This is a genomic window from Candidatus Palauibacter sp. (genome assembly GCF_965237495.1).
Taxonomy (GTDB): domain Bacteria; phylum Gemmatimonadota; class Gemmatimonadetes; order Palauibacterales; family Palauibacteraceae; genus Palauibacter.
The window spans coordinates 310,150-335,329 of record NZ_OZ250143.1 but is presented as its reverse complement, the minus strand read 5'-3'; the positions used below and the strand labels follow the sequence as shown (position 1 = coordinate 335,329).

At 72.1% G+C, this 25,180-nt stretch carries 16 protein-coding genes; 4 read left to right on the top strand and 12 right to left on the bottom strand.

Going from position 1 to position 25,180, the window contains the following annotated elements:
* Positions 1–114 precede the first annotated feature (114 nt).
* A complete protein-coding gene (gene uvrA / locus ACPXY0_RS01430; protein ID WP_423927773.1) occupies positions 115–2,970 on the bottom strand; it encodes an excinuclease ABC subunit UvrA in 2,856 nt (951 codons plus the stop codon).
* A 201-nt stretch (positions 2,971–3,171) separates the two neighbouring features.
* Here uvrA and ACPXY0_RS01425 point away from each other — a divergent pair, with 201 nt between their 5' ends.
* The gene (locus tag ACPXY0_RS01425; RefSeq protein WP_423927771.1) at positions 3,172–3,555 is read left to right on the top strand and encodes a hypothetical protein; all 384 of its coding nucleotides are present in this window, start codon (positions 3,172–3,174) and stop codon (positions 3,553–3,555) included.
* A complete protein-coding gene (locus ACPXY0_RS01420; RefSeq protein WP_423927769.1) occupies positions 3,542–3,904 on the top strand; it encodes a hypothetical protein in 363 nt (120 codons plus the stop codon). The genes ACPXY0_RS01425 and ACPXY0_RS01420 overlap by 14 nt, the downstream gene beginning before the upstream one ends.
* Positions 3,905–3,959: 55 nt before the next feature.
* On the opposite strand, the gene ACPXY0_RS01415 is transcribed toward ACPXY0_RS01420, so the two are convergent.
* Positions 3,960–5,402 carry a sodium:solute symporter gene (locus ACPXY0_RS01415; RefSeq protein WP_423927767.1) on the bottom strand — a complete coding sequence of 481 codons (1,443 nt, stop codon included), beginning with the start codon at positions 5,400–5,402 and terminating at the stop codon, positions 3,960–3,962.
* A 26-nt stretch (positions 5,403–5,428) separates the two neighbouring features.
* Positions 5,429–8,626 carry a glycoside hydrolase family 3 N-terminal domain-containing protein gene (locus ACPXY0_RS01410; protein ID WP_423927765.1) on the bottom strand — a complete coding sequence of 1,066 codons (3,198 nt, stop codon included), beginning with the start codon at positions 8,624–8,626 and terminating at the stop codon, positions 5,429–5,431.
* A 76-nt stretch (positions 8,627–8,702) separates the two neighbouring features.
* Here ACPXY0_RS01410 and ACPXY0_RS01405 point away from each other — a divergent pair, with 76 nt between their 5' ends.
* Positions 8,703–9,923 carry an exo-beta-N-acetylmuramidase NamZ family protein gene (locus ACPXY0_RS01405; protein ID WP_423927763.1) on the top strand — a complete coding sequence of 407 codons (1,221 nt, stop codon included), beginning with the start codon at positions 8,703–8,705 and terminating at the stop codon, positions 9,921–9,923.
* 199 nt (positions 9,924–10,122) lie between these two features.
* Positions 10,123–11,460: a DUF222 domain-containing protein gene (locus tag ACPXY0_RS01400; protein ID WP_423927761.1), complete on the top strand. Its 1,338-nt coding sequence runs from the start codon at positions 10,123–10,125 to the stop codon at positions 11,458–11,460.
* Positions 11,461–11,478: 18 nt separating this feature from the next.
* Here ACPXY0_RS01400 and ACPXY0_RS01395 read toward each other — a convergent pair whose 3' ends face one another.
* The 9 genes from ACPXY0_RS01395 to ACPXY0_RS01355 all read right to left on the bottom strand — a co-directional run bounded on the left by ACPXY0_RS01395 (position 11,479) and on the right by ACPXY0_RS01355 (position 25,179).
* Complete coding sequence (locus tag ACPXY0_RS01395; protein ID WP_423927759.1) at positions 11,479–12,405, bottom strand: diacylglycerol/lipid kinase family protein; 927 nt, start codon at positions 12,403–12,405, stop codon at positions 11,479–11,481.
* 3 nt (positions 12,406–12,408) lie between these two features.
* Complete coding sequence (locus ACPXY0_RS01390; RefSeq protein ID WP_423927757.1) at positions 12,409–17,130, bottom strand: translocation/assembly module TamB domain-containing protein; 4,722 nt, start codon at positions 17,128–17,130, stop codon at positions 12,409–12,411.
* Positions 17,127–19,376 carry a BamA/OMP85 family outer membrane protein gene (locus ACPXY0_RS01385; protein WP_423927755.1) on the bottom strand — a complete coding sequence of 750 codons (2,250 nt, stop codon included), beginning with the start codon at positions 19,374–19,376 and terminating at the stop codon, positions 17,127–17,129. Before ACPXY0_RS01385 ends, ACPXY0_RS01390 begins: the two co-directional genes overlap by 4 nt.
* The gene (locus tag ACPXY0_RS01380; protein ID WP_423927753.1) at positions 19,373–20,206 is read right to left on the bottom strand and encodes a prolipoprotein diacylglyceryl transferase; all 834 of its coding nucleotides are present in this window, start codon (positions 20,204–20,206) and stop codon (positions 19,373–19,375) included. The genes ACPXY0_RS01385 and ACPXY0_RS01380 overlap by 4 nt, the downstream gene beginning before the upstream one ends.
* Before the next feature lie 72 nt (positions 20,207–20,278).
* Positions 20,279–21,364, bottom strand: a complete 1,086-nt coding sequence (tsaD, locus tag ACPXY0_RS01375; RefSeq protein WP_423927751.1) for a tRNA (adenosine(37)-N6)-threonylcarbamoyltransferase complex transferase subunit TsaD — start codon at positions 21,362–21,364, stop codon at positions 20,279–20,281.
* Positions 21,365–21,366: 2 nt separating this feature from the next.
* Positions 21,367–22,332 (bottom strand): hypothetical protein, encoded by a 966-nt coding sequence (locus ACPXY0_RS01370; protein ID WP_423927749.1) that lies wholly within the window; start codon positions 22,330–22,332, stop codon positions 21,367–21,369.
* Entirely contained in the window at positions 22,311–23,108 is a 798-nt protein-coding gene (locus ACPXY0_RS01365; protein ID WP_423927747.1) for a PASTA domain-containing protein, read from the bottom strand. Before ACPXY0_RS01365 ends, ACPXY0_RS01370 begins: the two co-directional genes overlap by 22 nt.
* Positions 23,105–24,406 (bottom strand): RsmB/NOP family class I SAM-dependent RNA methyltransferase, encoded by a 1,302-nt coding sequence (locus tag ACPXY0_RS01360; protein WP_423927745.1) that lies wholly within the window; start codon positions 24,404–24,406, stop codon positions 23,105–23,107. Before ACPXY0_RS01360 ends, ACPXY0_RS01365 begins: the two co-directional genes overlap by 4 nt.
* Positions 24,403–25,179, bottom strand: coding sequence for a thiazole synthase (locus ACPXY0_RS01355; protein WP_423927743.1), 777 nt, complete (start codon positions 25,177–25,179; stop codon positions 24,403–24,405). The genes ACPXY0_RS01360 and ACPXY0_RS01355 overlap by 4 nt, the downstream gene beginning before the upstream one ends.
* Position 25,180: the final 1 nt, after the last annotated feature.

The window sequence follows — 25,180 nt, the reverse complement described above, 5'->3', positions numbered from 1 at the left end:
TCGTCCCCTCCACTTTGTCGAGCGAAAATATCCGACGCTCCCCGAGCTGGAGCCTCCCATATTGGGGGATATGTCCGGACTGTTCCGTGAAGAGGTCGGGCGTCCCCGGAGGGCCTACAGAGAAGAGAGGTGCGCGCCCGTGTGGCTGCCGGGGGTGGCGGCGACGAGTTCGGGGGGGCCGGCGACCACGACGAGGCCGCCTCCCGCGCCCCCCTCCGGGCCCATGTCGATGACCCAGTCGGCCGTCTTCACGACATCCATGTGGTGCTCGATGACGATGATCGTGTTCCCGCGGTCCGCCAGGCGGTGGAGGACGCCGAGCAGGAGCCGCACATCCTCGAAGTGGAGGCCGGTCGTGGGCTCGTCGAGGATGTAGACGGTGCGCCCGGTGCTCGTCTTCGCGAGTTCGGTCGCGAGCTTCACGCGCTGCGCCTCGCCGCCGGACAGCGTGGTGGCGGGCTGGCCCAGCGTGACGTAGCCGAGGCCCACGTCGGAGAGGGTGACGAGGCGGCGCTTCACCGAGGGCACGGCGTCGAAGAACTCGAGCGCCTCGTCCACGCTCATGGCGAGCACGTCGGCGATGCTGCGGCCGCGGTACAGGACCTCGAGCGTCTCGCGGTTGTAGCGCCGGCCGCGGCAGATGTCGCAGGGGACGTACACATCGGGCAGGAAGTGCATCTCGATCTTCACGAGGCCGTCGCCGCGGCAGGGTTCGCAGCGCCCCCCCTTTATATTAAAGGAGAACCGCCCCGGCGCGTAGCCGCGGATGTTCGATTCGGGCAGCCGCGCGAACAGGTCGCGGATGGGGGTGAAGAGGCCGGTGTAGGTGGCGGGGTTGGAGCGCGGGGTGCGGCCGATGGGGCTCTGGTCGACGTCGATCACCTTGTCGAGAAGTTCGATTCCCTCGACCGCGTCGTGCGCGCCCGGGACGAGCTTCGAGCGGTAGATCTCGCGCGCCAGGCGGCGGTACAGGATCTCCTCGACGAGGGTGGACTTGCCGGAGCCGGACACGCCGGTGACGCAGATGAAGAGCCCGAGCGGGAAGCCGACGTCGATCCCGCACAGGTTGTGCTCGCGGGCCCCGCGCACGGTGAGCCACCCCTGGCGCGGCTCGCGGCGGGTCTCGGGGACCGGGATCTCGCGCTCGCCGTTCAGGTAGGCGGCGGTGAGGGAGCGCTCGCTGGCCAGGAGGTCGTCGAGGCTGCCGGAGACGAGGACTTCCCCGCCCTCGCGCCCGGCCCTGGGCCCCATGTCGACGATGTGGTCGGCGCGGCGGATGGTGAGTTCGTCGTGCTCCACCACGAGGACGGTGTTCCCGAGGTCGCGCAGAGCGGCGAGCGTCCCGAGCAGCTTCTCGTTGTCGCGCGGGTGGAGGCCGATGCTGGGCTCGTCGAGGACGTAGAGGACGCCGACGAGGCGGCTCCCGATCTGGGTCGCGAGACGGATGCGCTGGGCCTCGCCGCCCGACAGGGTGCCGGCCGAACGCGACAGGGCGAGGTAGCCGAGGCCGACGTGGTCGAGGAACTCGAGGCGGTCGACGACCTCCTTGAGGATGGGGACGCGGATCTCGGCCGTCTGGCCGGCGGCCTGTCGCGCGCTCTCGAGCCAGTCGCGCAGGAAGGGGCGGAGTTCGGCCACGGACTTCGCGGTGAGCGCCGGGAGGGAGACGCCGTCGATCGTCACGGCCCGGCTCTCGGGCCTGAGCCGGCCGCCGTCGCAGGCGCGGCAGGTCGAGAGCGTCATGTACTCCTCGAGCGCGAGGCGCACGCGTTCGCTCGTCGTGTCGTGGTAGCGGCGCAGGGTGGCGGCGATCGCGCCCTCCCAGCCGACGTCCGTGTCGCCGTACAGGATCGCCTGCTTCTGGTCGTCGTCGAGTGCCCCCCACGGGGTGTTGAGGTCGAACCCCATCTTGCGCGCGAGCCGGGGCAGGCGGTGGCGGCGGACGCTGCCGCTCGGCGCCCCCATGGGAAGCAGGACCCCCTCGAGGACGGAGATCTGGTCCCCCCCGATGATGAGGTCCGCGTTGGGCACGCGCTGCGAGCCGAGCCCGTCGCACTCGGGACACGCCCCGAAGGGAGAGTTGAAGGAGAACTGCCGCGGCTCCAGTTCGGGAATCCCCAGCCCGCAGCCCGGGCAGGCGTACCGCTCCGAGAACAGGTGGGCGTCCGCGGCGCCGTCCGCGTCGGCGTCTGCGTCGGCTTTGGTGGCCGGGCCGGCGCCGGCGCCGTAGAGGGCCACCTCCACGACGCCGTCGGCCATGCGGAGGGCGGTGGCCACGGAGTCGGCCAGCCGCTCGCGGTCGGAGGCGCGCACCGTGAGCCGGTCCACGACCACGGAGATGTGGTGGTTGCGGCGCCGGTCCAGCAGCGGCGGGTCGGAGAGGTCGATCAACTCATTATTAACACGGGCCCGCACGAACCCTTCGCTGAGGGTGCGCTCGAACAGTTCGCGGAACTCTCCCTTCCGTCCCCTGACGAGAGGGGCGCGAACCTCGATGCGGGCGCCGGCGGGCCAGCCGAGGATCTGCCCGGCGATCTGCGACGGCGACTGGGGGCGCACGGGGCGGCCGCACGAGGGACAGTGGGGGGTGCCGGCGCGCGCCCACAGGAGGCGCAGATAGTCGTAGATCTCGGTGACGGTGCCGACGGTGGAGCGCGGGTTGCCGCCGGCGGTGCGCTGCTCGATGGCGATCGCGGGCGACAGTCCCTCGATCACATCCACATCGGGCTTCTCCATGACGCCGAGGAACTGCCGGGCGTAGGCGGAGAGGGACTCGACGTAGCGGCGCTGCCCCTCCGCGTAGATGGTGTCGAAGGCGAGCGACGACTTCCCGGACCCGGACAGCCCGGTGACGACGATGAGCCGGTCGCGCGGCAGTTCGACGTTGACGTCGCGGAGGTTGTGCTGCCGAGCCCCCCGCACGATGAGCGACTTGGCGTCCCGGGCAGGACGGGCGTTGGTGTCTTTCATAGCCGGGGATCGTAGGCGAGGTCGGCTCGCGCGCGCCAGTTCTGCCTCCCGGCGGGCGCCGCTGAGACGCCGTTGAGGGGCCAGAGGAGTTATATTGTGCCGCCGGGATCTCGCCCGTGCGTGCGAGAGGAACCCGCTACCCGGCGCCGGGAGGAACGGTTGCTGATTCGCAGATTCACGCGCCACGCACGAAACGAGACGGTGGCCGCCGCGGTTGCTCGGGTACTCGAACCCCGATTCGAGGCCGTTGACGCCCGATTTGCAGCGTTGGACACGAAGTGGGAACACCGATTCAAGGAGATGGAGGACGAGTCCAGGAGCAGGGATGCGGCTTGGAAGGAACGCTTCGCGGACCTTCGCAACGAGATGGTCACGCTCCGGGAGAGCTTCGCGAATCTGCGCACCTACATGGAAGGAAAGCTGACCATCGTTGACCATCGGATCGACATGATAGACGTGCGGCTGGCCTCGTTTTCGCCCCCCGTCGTTCGCGGCTTCGCCCGGAACCCCGACCCCGGGCAGGCTTCCGGTGGGGGCAGAGGCTGGTATTCGGAACAGGAGAAGAACATTGTTGACCACCAGTGATGTACAGAGTGACGTGCGGGAAGAGGCGCTGGCCGCAGCGGTCGGGCAGGCACTCGAATCCAGGTTCGACGCGATCCATCGCAAGCTCGACGCGATGGACCTGCACTGGGGCGAACGGTCCACGGACCTGCGCGAAGACCTGACGACGGTACGGCTGCGCCTCGTCAAGCTGCACGAAATGATTTGCGGGCGGCTGGAGAGATTCGAGACGCGGTTGAACCTCGTGGCCGAAGAGATGGCTGCGCTGCGGCAGCGCGAGTCCGCGGCAGGACTTGGCGCCGGCGGCGGTGGGGAGCGGGAAGCGGCCTCGGAGTCGGGAGCGGCCGGGTACCACTCCCCCGTCGGCTGAAGCCTCGGTCCGCGGCAGAGCCTCCGGCGGAAGTCCGCCCGCGCGGGTCTATTCCCTACCGGGTGTCCCTTGCGCTGCCCGCCGGCACAGCGAGGAGGCCGACCGCCACCGTGACCGCCGCCCCGATGAGGACGAACCACGGCCAGGCGACGGCCGCGCGCGCGAACACCCACACACAGGTGACCGACGCGATCCCGACCGCGATGCCGAGCCGGGCCGAGCCGCTCGTGGCCCGCCGCGAGAAGCGGGCGAGCGCGAAGCCCCCCAGCAGCCCCCCGTAGACGAGCGACGCGATCCCCAGCGCCACCTCGACCGCGGCGCTCTCCTCGCTCAGCGGGATGAACCCGATGGCCGCCGCCACGAGGAGGACGGTCCACACCGCCGCCGCGATCTTTCCCACGCGGAGGATGCGGCGCTCGTCCGCCCCCGCGTCCGCACCGTCCCTCGCACGGTCCCCCGCCCCGGCCCGGGCCCGCGCCCAGAAGTCGTAGGCGGTGGTCGATGACAGCGCGTTGATCGAACTGGAGAGCGTGGACATGGCGGCCGCGAACACGCACGCGATGAGGAGGCCGCGGACGCCGGCCGGGAGCGCCTCGACGATGAAGCGGGCGAAGATCTCGTCGGAGCGCGCGAACGCGGCCCCGTCGTACCACGCCCACAGCCCGAGGCCGACGAAGAGGAAGAGCGCGAACTGGAGGAAGACGGCGACGCCGCTGCCGACGAGGGCGCGGCGGCTCGCGGCGAGATCGCGGCAGGCGAGGAGGCGCTGGACGATGAGTTGGTCCACGCCGTGGGAGCCCATGGAGAGAAAGGCGCCGCCCAGCAGCCCGGCCCACAGGGTGTAGGGCCGCCCGAAGTCGAGCGCCGGGTCGATCACGGTGAGCTTCCCGGCCTCCGCCGCGCGGGCGAGGATGTCGGGCCACCCGCCGGGCACGGCCTGGCCGAGCACGACGAGCGCGATGAGCCCGCCGGCCAGATAGAGGACCATCTGCGACGCGTCCACCCAGACGACGGCGCGGATGCCGCCGATGAAGGTATAGATGAATGTGAGCGCCCCGATCACGAGCACGGAGGTGACGAGGGGCCAGCCCGTGACCAGCGTGAGCGGAATCGCCGTAGCGAACAGCCGCACGGAATCCGCGAGGAGGCGCGTGATCATGAAAAGCGCGGAGGTGAAGCGCCGGGTCTCCGGACCGAAGCGCGCCTCCAGCAGTTCATAGGCCGTCCGCAGCCGCCCCTCGTGGTACGCGGGCAGGAGCCACGCGGCGACCGCGATGCGCCCGAGCACGTAGCCGGCCGCGATCTGCAGGAACGCGAGCGACCCGCCGTACGCGATGCCGGGGATGGACAGGAAGGTGAGCGTACTCGTCTCCGTCGCCACCACGGAAAGGAGGACGACGAGCCACGGGAGGTCGCGCCGGCCGAGGAAGTACTCCTCACCGCCGCGCGCGCCCCGCCCCAGCCACGCGCCCCACGCCGTCACCCCGCCGAGATACACGACGAGGATGACGAAATCGACCGAAGTCAGCGTTCCGGCCCCGGCCGCGGCTCCCGGTCGCGGGGGCGCACCTCCTGGTCCCGGATCGACGTCGCGACGGCATCGTGCACCGCCCGCCGGAGCGCGATGTGCTTCTGGTTCGCCCGCGTCGGGTTCACGCGGTTCGTCAGCAGGACGACGTAGAGGTCGAGTTCGGGGTCCACCCAGATGCTCGTCCCCGTGAACCCGGTGTGCCCGAACGACCCCTCACCGAAGTAGTCTCCGGCCGAGGAGCGCCCGGACGGCGTGTCCCACCCCAGCGCGCGGCTTGATCCGGCGTCCGCCCGCGAGTCCGCCCGCGAGTCCGCCCGGGCGACGAACTGCGCGACGATCTCCGGCGAGGGCGAGCCGAGCCTCGGCGACCGCGTCATCGCAAGGCGCGCGGGGGCGGGGCGCGCCACGGGGGCGAGACCTCGCCCTTCCCGGGCCGCCGCCAGGATCCAGGCACCGAACCGGGACAGGTCCCGCGCGGTGGAGAAGAGTCCCGCGTGTCCCGCCACGCCGCCCAGCGCGTGCGCGTTCTCGTCGTGTACCTCCCCGATCACGTGCCGGTGCCGGTATGCGGTGTCCATCTCGGTGGGGGCGATCCGCCCGCGGAGTGAGTTGGGGGGATTGAACCAGGTATCCCTCATCCCCAGGGAACGGAACACGGACTCGTACAGGTAGGAGTCGAACGCCTGTCCGGTGATCTCCTGCACGAGGAAGGCGAGCGTCATCAGTCCGATGTCGGAATAGACGGTCTCTTCCCCCGGTTCGTGGTCGGGCTCGAGCGCGGCGATCGCCTCGCGGTATTGCGTCTCCCCCTCGAGCGTGCGCCAGAAGGGACGGAAGGGCGGCAGACCGCCGCGGTGCGTGAGCAGATGGCGGACGGCGACATCGCGCTTCCAGCCGGTCGACCACTCGGGGAGGTGCTCGCCGATCCGCGTCTCGAGCGACAGATCCCCCCGGTCGACGAGTTGCATGACGGCCGTCGTGGTCGCGATCACCTTCGTGAGCGAGGCCAGATCGTAGAGGCTCGAGTCCCGCACATGGCGAGCGGCCGACGACCAGTCGAGGCGCCCGTATCCCCGCAGCCGCACGATCCGGTCGCCGCGGCCCACGACGAGCGCCGCGCCGGGCGTCGCCCCGTCCCGGATCGCCGCCTCGATGAGCCGGTCCACGCGCCCGAGGGAGTCCGCCTCCATCCCCGCGTTCTCGGGCCAGTCCTCCCATGGCCGCCGCACGCGCCCCACGACCACGGGCCGGGTCTCCCCCGTCTCCCCCGTGAAGGGCTCGAACGCGGCGTGGGCGTCCCGCGGCATCTCGGCGTTTGGATCAGCTTCCGGATCGGCGTCGGCGAGCGGCCGGGGCCCGCTCCCGAGTCCGTCGCCGAGGGCGTGCCACGGAGGAAGCGAGATCGGGAGCCGGCCCGGGATCGGTCCGCCGAGGAGCGCCTCGGCCGCCGCTTCCTGCGACGCCTCCGCCCCGCCCCACGCGAGGAGGTACGCCTTCGCGTCGGGCACCGACGTCAGCAGGTAGGGACTCCCGAACGAGACGAGCACGGTCGTCTTCCCGCTCGCGTCGACGGCCTCCAGGAAACCCCGGATCTCTTCGGGGAGATCGGTGGTGTCGCTGGCGGCGCCGGGCCGGACGTAGGCGGAGAGGGTCACGGCATCGACCGCCCGCGCGCGGCGGACCAGCGAATCGTAGACGGCCGGGTGCGTGTCGAAGCCGACGCGGGCGCCGCGGACGCGCACGGTCTCGCCCAGCTTGCGGTCGAAGGCGCGGCCCGCGGCGAGGTCGTTCGCGCCGGCGAAGGTCACAGAGAGGACGGAGCGCGTCTCGAGGGCGTCGAACGGGATCGCCTCGTCCTCGTCCCGGACGAGCGTCATGGAGCGCATCGCGATCACCCGGGCGACGCTCTGGTTGAACTCCGTCCCGACGAGCGTCCGCATGCGGTCCGCGTCGACCGGCGGCGCCCCCCGGTGGAGGCCGGCGCGGGCCTTGAGGGTCAGCACGCGGCGAGCGGAGGCCTCGATGCGCTCGGGGGCGAGCCGCCCGGAGCGCACCGCTCCCTCGACGGCCGCGATGGTGCGCAGCGGCTCGCGCGGCATGAGGAGCACGTCGGCCCCCGCTTCGAGCGCGCGGATGGCGGCCTCGCCGTCCCCGTAGCCATCGGCGACCGCGGCCATGTCCAGCGCGTCGGTGAACAGGACGCCGTCGAAGCCGAGGTCGCCGCGCAGCATCTCCGTCATGAAATAGGGAGACAGCGTCGCGGGCGGCGCCCCCGGGCCCAGGATCGCGGGCGCCGCGACGTGGGCCGTCATCACGGCATCAACGCCTTCGTCGATCGCCCGGCGGAAGGGGACGAGTTCGAGGCTGTCGAGCCGCGCGCGGTCGCCGGGGATCACCGCGAGCGCGACGTGGGTGTCGGTGCCGGTGTCCCCGTGACCCGGGAAGTGCTTGGCCGTCGTGAGGAGCCCCGCGCTGCGCGCGCCGCGGATGAACGCCGCGCCCAGCGCCGCCACCCGCTCGGGATCCTCCCCGAATGACCGCGTGTTGATGATGGGGTTGGCGGGGTTGTTGTTGACGTCGAGCACGGGTGCGAAGGCGAGATGCACGCCGAGGGCCCGCGCCTCCCTGCCGGTGACGCTGCCGGTGATGCGGGCGAGGTCCTCGTCGTCCGCCGCGCCCAGCGCCATCGCGGGCGGCAGCACTGTCGCGCCGCTCATCTCGAGCATGTTGGGAAGCGCGTAGATCCCGCTCACGCGGAAGCCGGCGCCGGACTCGAAGTCGGCCGCCACGAGGAGCGGGATCCGGGCGTCCGCCTGCAGCCGGTTGAGGCGCCACGCGTATCCCAGCGGGGTCCCGAGCGACATCACGACCCCGCCGATCCCGTCGTCGCGCGCGAAGGCTTCGACGCGGCTGAACTCCTCGTCGCCGGCCGGCGCGTAGCCGCCGCTCAGCCACACCATGACGAGTTGCGCCACTCGGTCGCGCAGGCCGAGGCCGGCGAGCGTCTCCTCGACCCAGTCCCGCGCGACGCGGTCCTGCGCGACGCGGTTCGAGCCGGCCGGGCCGGGAGCGGTGGCGCAGCTGAAGGCGGCGACCGCGACCGAGGCGCAGGCCGCCAGCCTCAGCGCGAGCGCCGGAAGAGAGGTCGCCGGCTTTCGGGGGCCGCTTTTCGTCCCTAGTCTCCGCAGCATGTCGGCCTCCGCCCTCTCCCCATGTCCCCCATGTCCCCCATGTCCCGTTCGCCATCCTGAACCTACACGGCGCGTTGTGAGGCGGCACCCGGCCGCGCGCGCGATTCTCGCCGCGTGGGTCTTCGTCGGGTGCGGGGGAACGCCGGAGGTTCGGCCGGGGGTCGAGGTCCTGCTCGCAGACTCCTCTCATCTCATCGACGGGCGGCGGGTGGCGCTGATCACGAACCGGAGCGGGGTGGGCCGCGACGGCACGAGTTCGATCGATCTCCTTCATCAGTACGAGGGGGCGGAACTCGTCGCGCTCTTCGCGCCGGAACACGGGATCCGCGGGACGGAGGTCGGCGGCGCCGCGATCGACGACGAGACGGACGCGGCGACGGGGCTTCCCATCTACTCTCTCTACGGCGAGACGCTGGCGCCGACGCAGGGGATGCTGGCGGGGATCGACGTGCTCGCGTTCGATCTCCAGGACATCGGCGCGCGCTACTACACGTACGTCTCCACCATGGCGCGCGCGATGATGGCGGCGGGCGGCGCGGGGGTCCCGGTGATCGTGCTCGATCGTCCGAATCCGATCGGGGGGCTCGTGCAGGGGCCGGTGCTCGACCCGGCGTTCGCGAGCTTCGTCGGCATGTATCCGGTGCCTGTGCGGCACGGGCTCACGGCGGGGGAACTGGCGCGCCTCTATCGCGGGGAGTTCGGTGTCGAGGTGGAACTGCACGTGGTCCCGGCCGCCGGCTGGGCCGCGGGGCGCTGGTTCGACGACACGGAGCTGCCCTGGATCGCGCCCTCGCCGAACATGCCCTCGGTCGAGAGCGCCGCGCACTATCCGGGCACCTGCCTGTTCGAGGGCACCAACATCTCCGTGGGCCGCGGGACCGAGGCCGCGTTCCAGCTCCTCGGCGCCCCGTGGCTGGACGGCGAGGCCTGGGCCGCGGGCATCCGGGAGCACGCGCGTTTGCCGGGAGTCCAGATCGCGGCGGCCACCTTCACGCCGGAGTCGCCGGGTGACCGCAAGTTCTCGGGAGAGACGGTCTCCGGCATCCGCCTCACGGTGACGGACCGCTCCGTCTACGATCCCGTGCGGACCGCCGTCGCCGCCCTGCTCGTCGCCCGTCGCCTGTCGGATTCGGCGTGGGCGTGGAGGGAGCCGCACTTCGACCGCCTCGCCGGCACGGACCGCCTCCGCCTCGCGATCGAACGCGGGGCCACGCTCGACGAGATCACCGCGGAATGGGCCGCCGACGTCGCCGCCTTCGAGGCCCTCGCGCGCCCCTACCTCATCTATCCCCGCTAGCCAGCGAGCCGACGCCTCGCCGGGCGACGCGGACGTTCCCGCGGGAACGTGTGACCGCTGTCGAAAACCGCGGGAGGTGTCTGGCCGGAGAGGCGCGAGGGGAGATCCCGGCGTTGAGATCTGGTTGAGATGCGAACCGAAACTGGACCGAAAGCGACAGGTTCGCGTGCCCTCAACTCTGAGATCCGGACGGAAGACCATGCTTCACGATATTGACCCCCGCGGCGACCCCCGCGGCGACCCCCTTGGCGACGAGATCGCCGAACTCTGCGCTCACCTCGACGCGGGCCAGTACCGGCTCCTGTCCCTCCTCCACCTCTTCGACCGGGAGGAACGCTGGAGCGGCTGGCGCTCCTGCGCCCACTGGCTCTCCTGGCGCACCGGGATCAGCACCGGCCCCGCCCGTGAGCGGGTGCGCGTGGCCCGCCGGCTCGCCGAGCTCCCCCTGACTGCGGCCGAGATGGAGAGTGGGCGCCTCTCCTGGTCCAAGGTCCGGGCCCTGACCCGGGTGGCCACGCCGCAGAACGAGGAGCGGCTGGTCGACTTCGCCCTCCGCCACACGGCGAGCCAGGTGGAGCGCTTCGTGCGCGCGCAGCGGTCGGCGGAGGCCGCGGCCGCCGTCGGATGGGACGGCGAGTCCGAGCTCGCGCACCGCCGCCATCTCTCGGTCCAGGTGGACCACGACGGCATGTACCGGATCCGGGGCCGACTGCTGCCGGAAGTGGGCGCCCTCCTCATGCAGGCGCTGGACGCCGCCGGCGACGAACTCTACCGCCAGGAGCGGGAGGCCGATCGGGAGGCCGAGGCCGCCCCCGAGCCCGAGCCCGAGCCCGAGGCGGAGGCCGCGTGGGAGCCGGCCCCTCTCAGGCTGCCGCGGACCCCGGTGGAGCGGAACCACGACGCCCTCGGGGCGTGGCTCGAGGAACGCACGGAGGCGAGGGTTCAGCTGGTCGTCCACACCGTGGCGGGCAATGCCGACGTCGTCGCCACCGAGGACGGTTCATGCGTTCCCGCGGGAACGTCCCGGCGCCTGTCGTGCGACGCGGAGGCGGTGCGGGTGGAGCGCGGACTGGACGGCTCCGTGCTCGATGTCGGCCGCCGCCGGAGGACAGTGAACTGGCGGCTGCGCAAGGCGCTGGACGTCCGCGACGGGGGCTGCCGCTTTCCCGGCTGCGGGTCGCGCTACACGCAGGCCCACCACGCGATCCCGTGGGCGGAGGGAGGCGAGACGTCGCTCGACAATCTGATCCTGTTATGCCGGTTCCATCATCGGACGGTGCACGAGGGCGGCTGGCGAGTGGAGATGGGGTCTGCGGGCGCGGCCCACTTCCGGGACCCCGAGGGAAGGATCGTCCCGGCGGTCCCCCCGGCGCGGGACGACGTGAAGGCGCCGTGGACGACCGACGCGGGGCTGGGGCGCTGGCACCGGCAGCAGGGGATCAACCCCTGGACGGCGACCGCCGCATGGGACGGGGACCGGCTGGACCTGGACTGGGCGCTCTGGGTCCTGTGGGGACAGTTCGAGATCGCCGCCTGAGGGAGAGAGCCGCCGCCGCTACCGGGGGACGAGGATTCGGGCGGCGAGCGGGGCGACTTCGGCTTCGATGGGGGTCTCGCCACGGGGTTCGCCGTCGATTTCGATCGCCACGGGGGGGTCGGCCTCGATCCGGACGCGGCGGGTCTGGAAGAAGATCATCTGGTCGTCGCCGCCGAACTGGTTTCTCGACACGCGCCACAGGAGGCGGGCGACCTCGGGGAGGTTCCGCGGGGCGTAGATGCACACGTCGATCAGTCCGTCCTGGAATGAGGCCCCGGGCGCCATCCTGAACTCCACCGGCAGGGGGCCGGCACCGAGCTGGCTCGCGTTCGCGAGCAGCACCATCGACGCCTTCACCTGTACCTCGTGGTCGTCGGCGATGATCCGGAAGTTGGCGGCGGGGTGGCCGATGACGTTCTTGAGACCGCTGTACAGGTAGGCCGCGAAGCCGATCCGGCTCTTCAGTTCGGATGTGGCGCCGGCCATGATCTCGGCGTCGAGTCCGGCGCCGGCCATGAGCGCGAACAGTTCTCCGTTCGCGCGCGCGAGATCGATATCGGTCGCCTTCCCTTCCACGGCGACGCGGACGCTGTCCTCCAGCGAAGCGGGGATATCGAAGTTGAGGGCGAGTTGATTGCCCGTGCCGAAGGGGATGATCGCGACCGGCACCCGGGTTCCCGCGACGCCGCGCAGCGCCAGGCTGACGGTGCCGTCGCCTCCCACGGCGGCGATCGCCCGGTAGCCGCGCTCGGCGGCGGCGCGCGCAACCTCGAGTCCTTCCTCCGGACCCGCGGCCTCGAAAAGGTCGAAGGGGACGCCGCGCGCCGCGAAGGCGCCACCCACCCGCCGGCGGAGCGACTCCAGCTGAGTCGCTCCGCCGCCGGCGCCGGGGTTGAGGAGCACGAGGAAGCGCTCCGAGTCAGGATACGGGTAGGGGCCTGACATCCGCTACGGGGAACCGCCGCCCAGTGCCCACTCCCGGAACAGGAAGAGCCGGAACGTGCGGTCGTTGGCGATGTTCGTTCCCCACGCGAGACCGAACAGTCGCTCGTCGAAGCGGCTCGCGGTGCGGGCCTCCACGGACCAGCTGGGGAGGAACGACCACTCCAGGGTCGCGCGCGGCGGTCCGCCACCGAGCGGTTGCCAGAATGAGAGGAAGAGGTCGTTGCTCGCGTACCACCCGAACTCCACGGCGGTGCGCTCGAACACGTTCCGGTTCGCCGCCACGCCCCCCGGGCCTCCGGCGCCGATCGACGTGAGGTTGAAGTAGGAGAGGCCGGTCGTTCCCACGAACGCCGCGTTGATCCCGGAACTCACCGTGTTGAGGATGCCCTCCTGCACCAGCCGTCCGGCCAGTTGCCGGTCGGCGGAGCGGTAGCACGGGGTCCCTACCGCGAGCAGGCACCACTGGTCCGTCTCGCCCATGGGCGGGTTGCTGGTCAGGAGCACTCCGCGATCCCGCATGCGGCCCGCGATGTGGGCCTCCACGATCACCGGTCCGTCGACGGTGCGGTTCCGATACTCGGCCGTGATGTCGAGGTCCGGATTGAAGTCGGGATCTCCGACGAACCGGATGGTCCCGTTCGTGATCCGCAAAGGTCGCTCGTAGGGCGGGATTTGGACCCGGTAGGTGCCGCGCGGAATCCGGACCTCGCCCATCACGTAGACGGAGTCCGTCCCGCGGTCGAGATAGACATCGAGTCCCTCGGACACGAGTTCCACGTCCATCTGCGGCGACCGCAACCAGAGTTCGGGACCGAGGGCGACGCGCGCGTCCACGATGAGGTTTTCGAGGAACGGGTTCCGGAACCGCTGGACGATCCGGCGTTCGCTCGCGGCCTGCGCGTCGAGGAGGTCGCGGAACGGGGCGTCGCGGAGGTCGAAGACCCCCCGCGCCCGCAGGAACTCCTCCTGCAGCAGGTCCCCGTCGGTGAGGACGAAGTCGCCCGTGACCGTGGGGGCGGTGTAAGGGCCGGAGAGTCGGCCGGTGCCCTCCGCCGCCATCGTCATGTCGGCCCGCGCCACACCGTGGAAGGCGGTCGTCTCGAAGTCCAGGTCGAAGACCGCGTCCCGGATCCGGGCGATGTCCACCGTACCTCGCGCGCGCGCCCAGCCGCCCAGGTCCGAGGCGATGTGGATCGAATCGACGAAGGCCACGGAGGAGTTGCGGAATTCGGCCCCGGCGCGGACGTCGGTGAGCCAGACGCCGAGGTCCGGTACCCACGCGCGCCCGTCCATCAGGCGTACGTCGCCGGTGTAGCGGAGTCGGCGGGGCGAGCCGCGCAGGGCGAGGTCGGTGGCCGCGACGCCGGTGACCGCCTCGAGCCCACCCACGAAGAGTTGGATGAGGGCGAGCGGAAGTCGGTCGCCCGTGAGGTCGAGGTCGAACGGGTCGTCGAGGAGACGGCGCTCGACATCCACGAGGGAGAGGTCGGTCGCTACGGAGCCGTCCAGCCGGCCGAGCCGCTGGCCGGCGTCGACCAGATCGATCGCCCCCTCGAGCCGCTGGCCGGCGTAACTGAAGCGGGAGTTGAGCGCCTCGAAGGTCTGGTTCCGGACCGACGGCCGGAGGATGTCGAGCGTCCCGTCGAACGTGGGGGAGGTGAGGGTTCCGCGCATGGTGGCGGAACCGCCGAGCGTCCCGCCGATGGCCGACGTCTCCGCGAGGAGGTAGCCGAGCTGGTCGATGCGGAAGCCGAACAGCTCAAGCGCGAGTTCCCCGTCCCCTGCGGCGGGGAACGCTCCGTTGGCGCGCAGGCGTCCGAGCTGGCCCTCGATCCACAGGTCGTCGACGACGAGCCCGGAATCGGAGTACACGAGGCGGGCGGGCCGGGCCAACCGCGACTCGAGCTTGCCGAGGCGGAGGCGGAACTCGGAGAGACCGGCGCTCCACGCGTCCCCTCCGGTCACATCGGCGTGGCCGGAGGCTTCGATGCTCGAATCCCGCCGCGCGTAGAAGGCGGCGCCCGTGGCTCGGGCGCCCGCCCCGGCTTCGGCGCCCGCCCCGGCTTCGGGGGCCGTGCGGTCGAGGCGGACGAAGAGGGAGTCGAGCGGGCGGCCGTTCAGTTCGACGCCGGTGGCCGTGAGCCGTGCGTCGAAGGCGTCCATGCCGATCGGGTCGAACTGCTCGACGCGGGCCTGAATGTGGTCGGCCTGGTAGCGGCGGAACCGCGCCCCGGTGGCCTCGATGTCGGCCGCGACCTTGAGATCTCCCCAGCGGCCGGTCACCCGGCCGCGCGCCGTGAGCCGGCCATCGAGCCCTTCGGCGGGAGCCCCGCTCCCGGGGCCGCCCAGCACCGCCTCGGTGCTGTCGAAGAGGGGCTCGCCGGCCTCCGACGCGGCGGCGCCCGGAATCTCTTCCACGAACCAGCGGTCCCAGCCGGAGAGGTCGGCGGCGTCCGCCTCGAAGTCGAGCCGTCCCTCGCGCCCCTCCGTGAGCCCGAGGCTGCCGCGCGCCAGCAGCGTCCCCACGTCGGAGGCGAGGTAGAGACTGTCGATCGTGGCCACGCCATCCGCGATGTCGAACCGGACGCGGCTGTCGAAGATCTCGGCCTGATCCACCGCGGAGGAGAGGATGTCGAAGTCGAAGGCGCCCTCGAGCGTCGCGGGGTCGACGCCGGCTCCCGCCACGCGTCCGCGAATGGCGAGCCGCGACTCGGGGGCGCCCTCGATCCACTCGTTGAGGGAAAGATCGGTCCCCTCGATCCGGGCGTCGTAGCGCAACTCCTCGGAGGCGAGGTCGAATTCCCCGTCGAGCGTGAGGCCGCCGAGATCGGAGTCCAGGCTCGCGTCGATGACGAGGGCCTCGCGGACCCCGCTGACCCGGACCGGACCGGTCACGCTGCCGGCGAGTTCGACGCCGGGCGCCCACGGCCGCAGCAGGGAGAGGGAGAGGGGGTTCACGTCGAGCGCCGCGTCGACGCCCGAGCCGTCGAGGTCCAGCCTCCCGGCGCCCGCGAAACGGGAGAAGTCGCCCGCCGACGACAGGTGACCCACCGCGCCGACGAAGTCCACGGCCCCGCCCGCATCGCGATCCAGCGTGAGGGTGCCATCGAAGCGTCCGCCGACCTCCAGATCCATACCGAGGAGCCGGGTCCAGCGCGGCTCGAACCGCTCGAGCGTCACCTCGAGCCCGCGCAGCCCCAGGTTGATCGCGTCGGCTCCGGCGTCGGCTCCGGCTGCGGGGTCGGTGTCGGCTGCGGGGCTGAAGGCGACGCTCCCGCGCGCCCGCAGGCGGGAGGGGATCTCCGCCCCGGGGGCCGCCCCGGGGGCCTCGAGAGTGAGATCGGCGTCGACGCTCAGGTCGTCCATGTAGCCGGAGCCCCGGATGGTGCCGCGCGCCCACCCCTCGCTGCCGGCGGCTGCGGTGCTGCCGGCGGCTGCGGTACTGTCGGCGGGCGCGGACTCGCGTCCCAGCAGGCGGTCCAGGCTCTCGAGGTCGAAGGGGGCCAGCCGCACATCGAGGCTCTCGAACCTGGGGCGCAGACCGAAGGCGAGGGCCATACCGCCCGTGAGGCGGGTCTCGCCGGTCCGGAAATCGCCGTTCGAGATGTCGACGACGGTGGTCGCGCCGCGGCTGTAGAGGTCGACCCGCATCGGTCCGCCGCCGGCTTCGGGGAGGTCGATCGGGATCCAGCGCAGATCCCGGACATCGATCGGCTCGGCTTCGAGTTCGAAGCGGTGCTGCATGGGGTCGGCCCCGGCCATCCAGCCGGTCCCGCGCACCACGGAGCGATCCGTCTCGAACCGTTCGATGGAGATGTGGGCGGTGTCCCCCAGCCTGAGGCTCCCGCTGAGGCGTTCCAGCTGGAGCGGCTGGCGCACGGCGAGTAGCGTGCCGCTCAGGTTCTCGAGTTCGATCCGGAGCGGGTCGGCCGAGTCCGAGAGACGCACGAGGGGGAAGCGCCCGCGGACGTTCGAGAGTTCGTACAGGTTGTCGAACTCGCCCTCGGGGGTCTCGAACAGGGCCCACGGGGAGGTGCCGCTCCGGGCCTCCCGCAGCGCGCGCGCGCGCTGGCTTCCGCTCATCCTCGCGGTAAACGGGGTGCGGATGCGGATGCGGCCGGAGGCCACGGTCAGGTTGCGGAAGAGGAGGCTCAGGGCGCCGCCGCTCGCGGCCTGCGCCAGCGAGGCCGCGCCCGGGACCAGCGACGCCGTGGCCGGCGCCGCGGCCGGGTCGGCGGCCGGGGGCGCAGGGCCGAAGATACGGTCGAAGTTCCAGCGGCCATCGGGGTACTGCGTGAGCTGCAGGTCGAGACCGCTCGCGTGGAGACGCCGAATCTCCAACTGCCGGCGGAGCAGCGCCAGGGGGTCGTACGCGATCGTGACGGTGTCGAGCGCCAGAAACACCGCGCTATCGGCGTCGAGGATCTCGATGCGGGAGAGGGTGAGGCCGGTGACGACGTTGCCGGAGAGCGCGGGGCCGATCCGGACCTCGCCGTTCACGCTTCCCGCGATGGCTTCCTCGATCAGGGAGAGCGCCGCGTTGCGGCCGGTCGCGGTCCGGGTCACGAAGTACGCGGTCACGAGCGCGAGCAGACCCAGGACCACGATCACGGGAAGCGCGAACCGCCGGCGCCGGCGCGCGGGCTCGGGCTCGGGCGTCGGCTCGGTGGGCGTCGGCTCGGTCGGCGTCAACTCGGTGGGCGGGGGCAGTTCGTCGGAGCTCAAAACGCCTCACCGATCGATATGTGGATCTGGAAGCGGCGCCAGATCTCGCGCAGCGGCCCCGGGTCGTCGAACCGGAACGGGTCGAATCGCACGAGCTCCTCCATCTGTATCAAGGTCCCGTCCTGCAGGGATACGATCGCCGGCACCTCGGCCGCATACGTCGTATTGTAGCCCACATCGAGCCGGATGGAACCGATCGGGCTCGTGAACCGCAGTCCCATCCCCGGTGTCCACGCGACGTTCTTCAGCTCCGTCAGGTTCTGGGAGACGCTGCCCGCGTCGGCGAAGAAAACGAGACCCCACTGGGGGCTCAGGTATCTCCGCAGCTCGAGGCTGATGTCGAGGCCGGCGTCGCCACCCCTCGGCCGCTGGTCGAAGGCGCCGGGGTCTTCGGTCGCGAGCCGCTGGACGCAGGCCTCGAAATCTCCTCCCGGACAGTCCTCGGTCGCGTCGGCGACGAGCACGCGCGGGCCGAGGAGGTTCTGCCCGAAGCCGCGGACGCTCTGCGAGCCGCCGACGAAGAAGCGCCGCGACGGGTGGACGAGGCGGTCGGCCCGGGACGCGCCGGCGGTGAAGATCCGCGTGCCGGGGAAGCGGACAATGCCGCTGCGGGCGCGGGCGGCCACCACGAGGCCGGGTTCGAGTTCGAAGAAGCCGGCGGCCTGGCCCACGATCCGCAGGTACTTGTACTGCGAGCCGGTGCTGCGGGCCGCCACCTCGCCCTCGGCCGTGACGTAGAAGCCGCGGGTCGGGCGCAGCGGGTCGTCGGTCCGGTTCCAGACCCACCCGAGGGTCAGGGGCGCGAGCCACCGGGAACGGCTCACGGTGACGATGTCCTCGACCTCGCAGAAGCCGAAGTTGACGCAGAAGAAGATGTCGGCGGACTGCTCGCCGAAGCCGGTGTAGGTGGGCGAGTACGAGAGGGTCGCCGTCATGGTGCGGCTCAGGCGGCGCGTGATCCCGATCTCGGCCCCCAGCGCCTCCTGAATGAAGACGTCGGGGATCGTCTCGCGCTCGATGAACAGCCGCGCCCGGAAGCTGTTCTCGCCCGAGAACACGACGGGGAGGATGAGTTCGGTCTGCAGCAGGAAGTTGAGCTTCCGGAACTCCGCGCCGGTGCCGACATCGGAGCAGGGGAAGGCGCCGCCCAGCTCCCCGGCGAAGAGGTTCGAGAGCTGGGCCGTGAGCTGCAGGCGGCGGGCGCCGCCCAGGAGGTTGCGGTGCGTGAACTGCGACTCGGCCTGCACGCAGGCGTCGGTACTCCATCCCACGCCCCCGCGTGCGGCCCGCGGCGCGGCCGGCGTGATCTGGACGACGAGGTCGATCGTCGAGTCGGCCGCCGCGCGCCCCGGCGCGGCGCCGTCCGGCCCGGTGCCGTCCGGCGGGGACGGGTCCTCCTGGCGGATCGAGGCGAAGCGGACGGCCTCGAGGCCGAAGAGATTCCGCTGGCCCTCCTGTTCCACCTCCTGGTTGTAGTACTGCCCCGGAGCGAGGGGGAAGAGGTCGCGGACCACCTTCTCGCCGAAGGCCTCGGCGCCTTCGATCCGAACCTCTCCCACGCGGAAGCGGGGGCCGGGGTGCACGTCGACCTCCACCCGCGCGGGGCCGCCGTAGACGCGGCTGCCGCCCTCCAGCACGAGCGCTTCGATGTACCCCTGGCGGCGGAGAATCCGCACGAGGCTGTCCTTGCCGACCTGGAGCCGGATCCGGTCGAGGGGATCTCCCTCCGCCAGGCCGAGGAAGGCGGAGGCCTGCTCCGGGGGGAGGGTCTCGGGCAGTCCCCGGATGATGAGGCTGTCGATGAGGGTCGGCGGGCCTTCGTCGATCGTGAACCAGACGCGGGCCTCGCGGCCGTCGCTGCGGATCTCGCGATCGACCTGCGCCTCGTAGTAGCCGCGCAGGTTGTAGTACCCGCGCAGCCGGATCGCGTCCTCCGCCACGGCGAGCGTGTCGAGGTAGGCCCGGTTCTGCGCGAACTCCACGTCCACCCCCACATGCCTGAGCAGGCAGAACGGCAGCTGCAGGAGGAGGCTCTTGCACTCGGTGTCGCGGGTGCGGATGACCGCGCGCAACTGGCCGGCGGAGAGCGCCTGGTTGCCGATGATGTAGAGGGCGCGCACCTCGGCGCGGCGGGTCACCTCCTCGCTGGTCGGCGTCTGGCCGGCGAGCGGGGGCGGCCCGGCGAGCGCGACGGCGAGCGCCAGCCCGCCGGCGAGCGCCTGCCCGACCAGAGCCGGGCGGTTCACACGGCCGCCTCTCGCGCCCGGCGGCGCAGCCTCACGACCACCGCCACGCCCGCGGCGAACATGATGATCGAGATCGCCTGCGCGAGCGTGAAGCTCCCGAGGAAGCGGTCGTCCTTCACGCGGAAGAACTCGACGACGAAGCGCTCGATCGCGGCGAGCGCCAGCCAGAGGCCGAACAGCCACCCCTGGACGTGCGGGTGCCGGCGCAGCCGCCACAGGATGAAGAAGATGATGAGCGACAGCCCCGTCTCGTAGAGCTGCGTCGGATGGACGGCGAGGACCTCGATGTCGGGGAGCGCGGGGTCCACCTCGGAGCCGAAGCGGCGGAGGTTGCCCGCGGTCGAGGGCGGCAGCCCGTTGGGAAAGGCCATGCCCGCGAAGGAGTCGGTCGGTCGCCCGTAGTCGTCGCCGACGAGGAAGCAGCCCATGCGGCCGATCCCGTAGGCGAGGGAGAGGGCGGGGGCGACGGCGTCCACCGCGAGGCCGCGCGCGACGGGACGGCGGCCGAGGACCCACATGACGCCGAGGAAACCGCCGATGAAGCCGCCGTACCAGACGAGTCCGCTGCGCGAGAAGATCATCCCCAGCGGGTCGACGGCCGTGCGGTCCCAGTTCAGGAGCACGTAGTAGATCCTGGCCCCGACGATGCCGCCGATCAGCGCTCCCATCAGCATGTCGGCCGCCAGGTCGCGGCCCGCGCCCAGACGGTCGGTCTCCGCGCGCAGGACCATGTATCCCGACAGAAACGCGAGCGCCATCAGGAGTCCGAAGGACGTGAGCGTGAACTCGCCGATCAGCGGCAGGTTCAGGGTGAAGAGTTCGGGATACACGTTGGCACACTCCCTCGGGTCACGGGCTGCCGACCGGGCCGGGCCGGACGGCGGATCGGGTCGGGCGGCGGATCAGGCCGGGTCCCGGACCATGCCGGGAAACGCGAGGCCCGCTTCGGCGTTGAGCGACCACGGGCTTCGCTCGCCGTTCGCCAGGCGGTGACGCGCGACGGCGGCGATCATGGCCGCGTTGTCCGTCGCGAGGCGGGGCGAGGGGGCGTACAGCTCCCCGGACGAGCCCAGGCGCTCCGATAAACTTTTGCGCAGTCGGGAGTTTCGCGCCACTCCACCCCCCAGAACGACCCGGCGGCAGCCGGTCTGCTCCACGGCTCGCAGCGTCTTCGCGATGAGCACATCGACGACCGCCTCCTGGAACCCGGCGGCCAGATCGGGCACGGCCTCCTCCAGCGTCCCGTCGGCTTCCCGCTCCGCCGCGATGCGGGCCACCGCCGTCTTGAGGCCCGAGAACGACATGTCGTAGTACGACCGATCGCCCGGATCATTGCGCCCGCTCAGCATGGGACGCGGCAACCGGAACCGGGCGGCATCTCCGCCCGACGCGGCGCGCTGGATCTCGGGACCGCCGGGATACGCGAGGCCCAGGCGGCGCGCCACCTTGTCGAACGCCTCGCCCGCCGCGTCGTCCCGCGTCTGCCCGAGGAGCCGGTAGCGGCCCCACGCCCGCGCCTCGAGGAGGAGCGTGTGCCCGCCCGACACGAGGAGGCCGATGAACGGCGGCCGGGCCGCCGGGTGCTCGAGCGCGGTTCCGTACAGGTGTCCCTCCATGTGATGGACGCCGAGCAGCGGGAGGTCGCGGGCGAAGGCGTAGGCCTTGGCCCAGTTCACCCCCACGAGGAGGGCGCCGACGAGACCGGGGCCCGCCGTCACCCCGACGCCCGCGATCTCGTCGCGGCCGACTCCCGCCTCGCGCATCGCGTGCCGCACCATCGCGTCGAGCGACCGGATGTGCTCGCGCGCCGCGATCTCCGGCACGACGCCGCCGAACGCGGCGTGCGCGTCCTGCGAGGCGATGGCCAGCGCCCGGATGCCGGTCTCATCGACGACCGCGGCCGAGGTCTCGTCGCAGGAGGTCTCGATGCCGAGCACCGGACCGTCCCGGAACCCGAGGGCGGGCGCGTCGGCGCCTGTGGGTCTCACGTTTACGGGTCGCTCGGGGCAGAGCCGGGGCCGGAGCCGGCGGACACGCGCTCCGGCGAGAGGTCGATCGTCACCGTGGCGGCCACATCCTCGGGCAGCCGGACGCGCACGGGGAAGGAAGCCGCGCCCTCGAAGAAGGCGGGGATCTCGACCGTCAGGGTGAGGTCGGCGGGGTCGAGTCCGTCCACGACGGCGGCCGGGCCGGAGACGGCGGCCGTGACGGTGGCCGGTTCGAGCGACACTGTCCCCGCTCCGGAGCCCACCCCCAGGCCCGTGGCGGAGACCGGGGCCTCGAACCGGCGGGTGACGAGGGAGTCGACCTCGACGGTGCCGATCACGGTGGCCGGCTCGACGGAGAGTCCCGAGAGATCGGGCGGCAGCGCGATGCCCAGTTGCTGGGTCACCGGTCTCGACACCGCGCCGACTCGGAGAAGCTCGGTCGTGACCTCGGAGACGCGGTTCACGAACGAGGCGGGCCCCTGCAGCCACACGCTGTCGGGCGCGAGCCGCATGCCGACGACGAAGGCGCCCGGCGCCGCCCGCGCGTCCGTCCTCCCGGCGACGGCGACCCACTTCCCCACCCGCTCTTCGAGCCGGACGGAGACGACGGCGGGGCTCACGGCCACGGGTTCGACGCCGAGTTCGCGGTTGTAGATGACCTCGGACGGCGAAAGCTCGACGCTCACCACGCTGTCTTCCACCTGGTCGATGACCTTGCGGATCCTGTTTTCCTCGAAGCGCGTGGCGAAGACTTCGTTCCTCCCGCCGCGGAACGTGGTCATGACCTCCGAGGGGAGGACCTCACGCAGACTCCAGGCGGAATCGCTCACCTGGATCTCGAGGAGGGTGGGCACGGCCTGTTCGGCGAGTTGGGCGTCGGCCGACACGCGCAGCCAGAGGAGGATCGAGAGCACGAGCGCGGCCGCCTTGTAGGGCCAGTTCCGGGTCAGCAGTCCCTGAAGGTCCATCCTATCTCTCCATCCTGTCTCTCCATCCTGGAGACGGTATCGGGCGGCGTGTCGGGCGGCGTGTCGGGCGGCGTCCCGGCCACGATCACCGAGACGAGGCCGTCTCCGCGCAGGGGGGAGCCGGACTCCGGACTCTGAAACACGACGCGGCCCTGCACGTCGCGCGCGTCGGCCTGGTAGCGGACCGCGCCGAGGCGCAGTTCCACCTCCTCCAGGAGGGCCTCGAGGTCGTCGACGTGGCGGCCGCGCAGGTCGGGGACGGTGACGATCGCCCTTCCCCGGCTCACGAAGAGCCGAACCGAGGCGGGCAGCGTGAGGCGGGCGCCGGCTTCGGGTTCGGTGCGGATCGCGCCGGCCGCCGGGGCACCCTCCACAGCCTCGATGTCGATCTCGAACCCGAGTCGGGTGAGCAGCGTCGCCGCGTCGGCGGTCGGGAGTCCGCCGAGATCGGGGACGACGCGGGTCTCGACGCCGGCGCTCGTCGCGAGGAAGACCGTGTCGCCGGTCTGGGTGGTCTGGCCCGGGAGCGGGTTCTGGGCGACAACGGCCCCGGCCGCGATGCCGGCGTGACTGAGGCGGCCGCGCTCGAGGGCGGCGAAGCCGAGGGCTGCGAGTTGCTGCTCCGCCTCCGCGAGCGGGGTGCCGGTGAGATCGGGCACCTCGGTGAAGTCGACGTCGGTGGGGTCCGCCGCCGCGGGGAAGAGCCAGCGCGCGGCCGCGGTGTAGCCGAGGCCGAACATGACGGCGGTGAGGAGGAGGGCGCGGAGGAACTTCACGCGACCCTCCGCAGCCGCGCCGCGTAGGCGCCGTCGGTGTCGGTGACCCAGGGGCGGACGAAGAGGTCGCCGCGCGGGGTCACGCAGCCATCGGGGACCGCGTCCGGCGGTTCGCGCCGGTAGTCGGGCCTGCGCTCGAGGAAGGCATCCACCTGTCCTTCGTTCTCCTCGCGTTCGAGCGAACATGTGCTGTAGACCAGAAGGCCGCCCGGCCGTACGGCATCGGCGCAAGCGTCCATGATCTCGCGCTGCAGCGCCACGAGGGCGCCGAGGCCGCGCTCGTTGAGCCGCCAGCGGGCGTCGGCCCGCCGCCGCAGGACCCCGGTGCCCGTGCAGGGCACGTCGGCCAGCACGGTCCCGGCCTCGGCGACCGGAAGCCGGCGCGCGTCGGCGACGGCCGCGCTCACCGGCAGCTTCAGCCGCCGGGCCGGCGCGGCGAGGCGGGCGAGCCGCCCCCGCGAGACGTCGAGCGCCACGACCGGCACGCCGTATGCCGCCGCGAGCCCCACGGCCTTCGTGCCCGGCGCCGCGCACACGTCCAGCACGGGTCCGGCGGGCCGACGACCGACATAATCTACCACCGAGGAGGCCGCAGGGTCCTGCACCACGGCGCGGAGCCCTGCGAGCGCCGCCGCGGGGGCGCCCTCCGCGAGCGTGAAGGAGCGCGGCCAGCCGGGCACGGGCGCGAGCCGGACGCCCTCCGGCGGCGCGGGGTCGTCGCCGTCCAGCATCCGCAGCACGACGTCCGGGGGACGGTTCTGCCGTTCGACGAGCCGCCGCACGTCGGCCAGCGGCCAGCGCGCGAGCCAGCGCCGCAGGAGCCACTCGGGGTGCGAACCCCACGAACACAGGTGCGCGACCGGATCCGCGTCGGGCGCGGGGAACGGATCGGCGCCGTCCCGCCCCCTGGCCACGGCCCGCAGCACGGCGTTCACGTACCCGACCCGCTTCCGCCCCACCCCGGCCCGCGCCGCTCGCACCGTCTCGCCGACCGCGGCGTGATCCGGCGTCCGCAACTCCGTCAGCTGGTAGACCCCGATCCGCAGCCAGTCCCGCACGGTCGGGTCGATCCGGCGGAGCGGCCGGTCCGCGAAGGCCTCGATCCAGACATCCAGGCGCGCGCGCAGCCGCAGGCAGCCGAACGCGATGTCCAGGGCCAGGCCGCGGTCCACGAGGTCCACGCCGGGGAGGATGCGCGAGGCCGCGAGATCGGACAGGGTGCCGACCCTCACATCGGCCAGGATCCGGTGGGCCGCCGCGCGCGGGTTCAGCGGGTTCAGCGGAGTCTGCGGGCTCAATCCGGGGGCGGCAGACCCTCGAGCGGGCTCGACGGCGCCGCCCATTCGCGGCGCGGCATGCGTCCGGCGAGGTACGCGCGACGCCCCGCCTCGACCGCCAGCCGCATCGCCCGCGCCATCTCCACCGGATCCTCCGCCGCGGCGATCGCCGTGTTCATGAGCACGCCGTCGACCCCCTGCTCCATCGTCGCGCACGCGTCGGAGGCCGTCCCCACCCCGGCGTCGACGACGACCGGGACGGAGAGCCTGGACTTGATGATCCGGATGTTGAGCGGGTTCAGCAGCCCGAGGCCGCTCCCGATCGGAGAGGCGAGCGGCATCACCGCCGCGGCCCCGGCGTCCTCGAGCCTGAGCGCCGTCACGAGGTCGTCGTTCGTGTAGGGAAGGACGGTGAACCCCTCGGCCACGAGCACACGCGTGGCTTCGATCAACGCCTCGGTGTGGGGGAAGAGCGTGTCTGCGTCGCCGATGACCTCGAGCTTCACCCAGTCGCTCATCCCCGCCGCGCGCCCCAGCCGCGCGAAGCGGATCGCGTCCTCGGCGGTGTAGCACCCCGCCGTGTTGGGGAGGAGTTCGAACTCGTCCGGAGTGATCGTCCGCAGGATGTCGTCGCGGTCCGGGTTCTCGATGTCGACCCGGCGCACCGCGACCGTGACCATGCCCGCGCCGGAGGCCCGGATCGCCTCGAGCATCACCTCGGGACTCGGGTATTTCCCCGTCCCCACGATGAGACGGGAATCGAACGTGCGGCCGCCGATCTCGAGCGCGTCCATC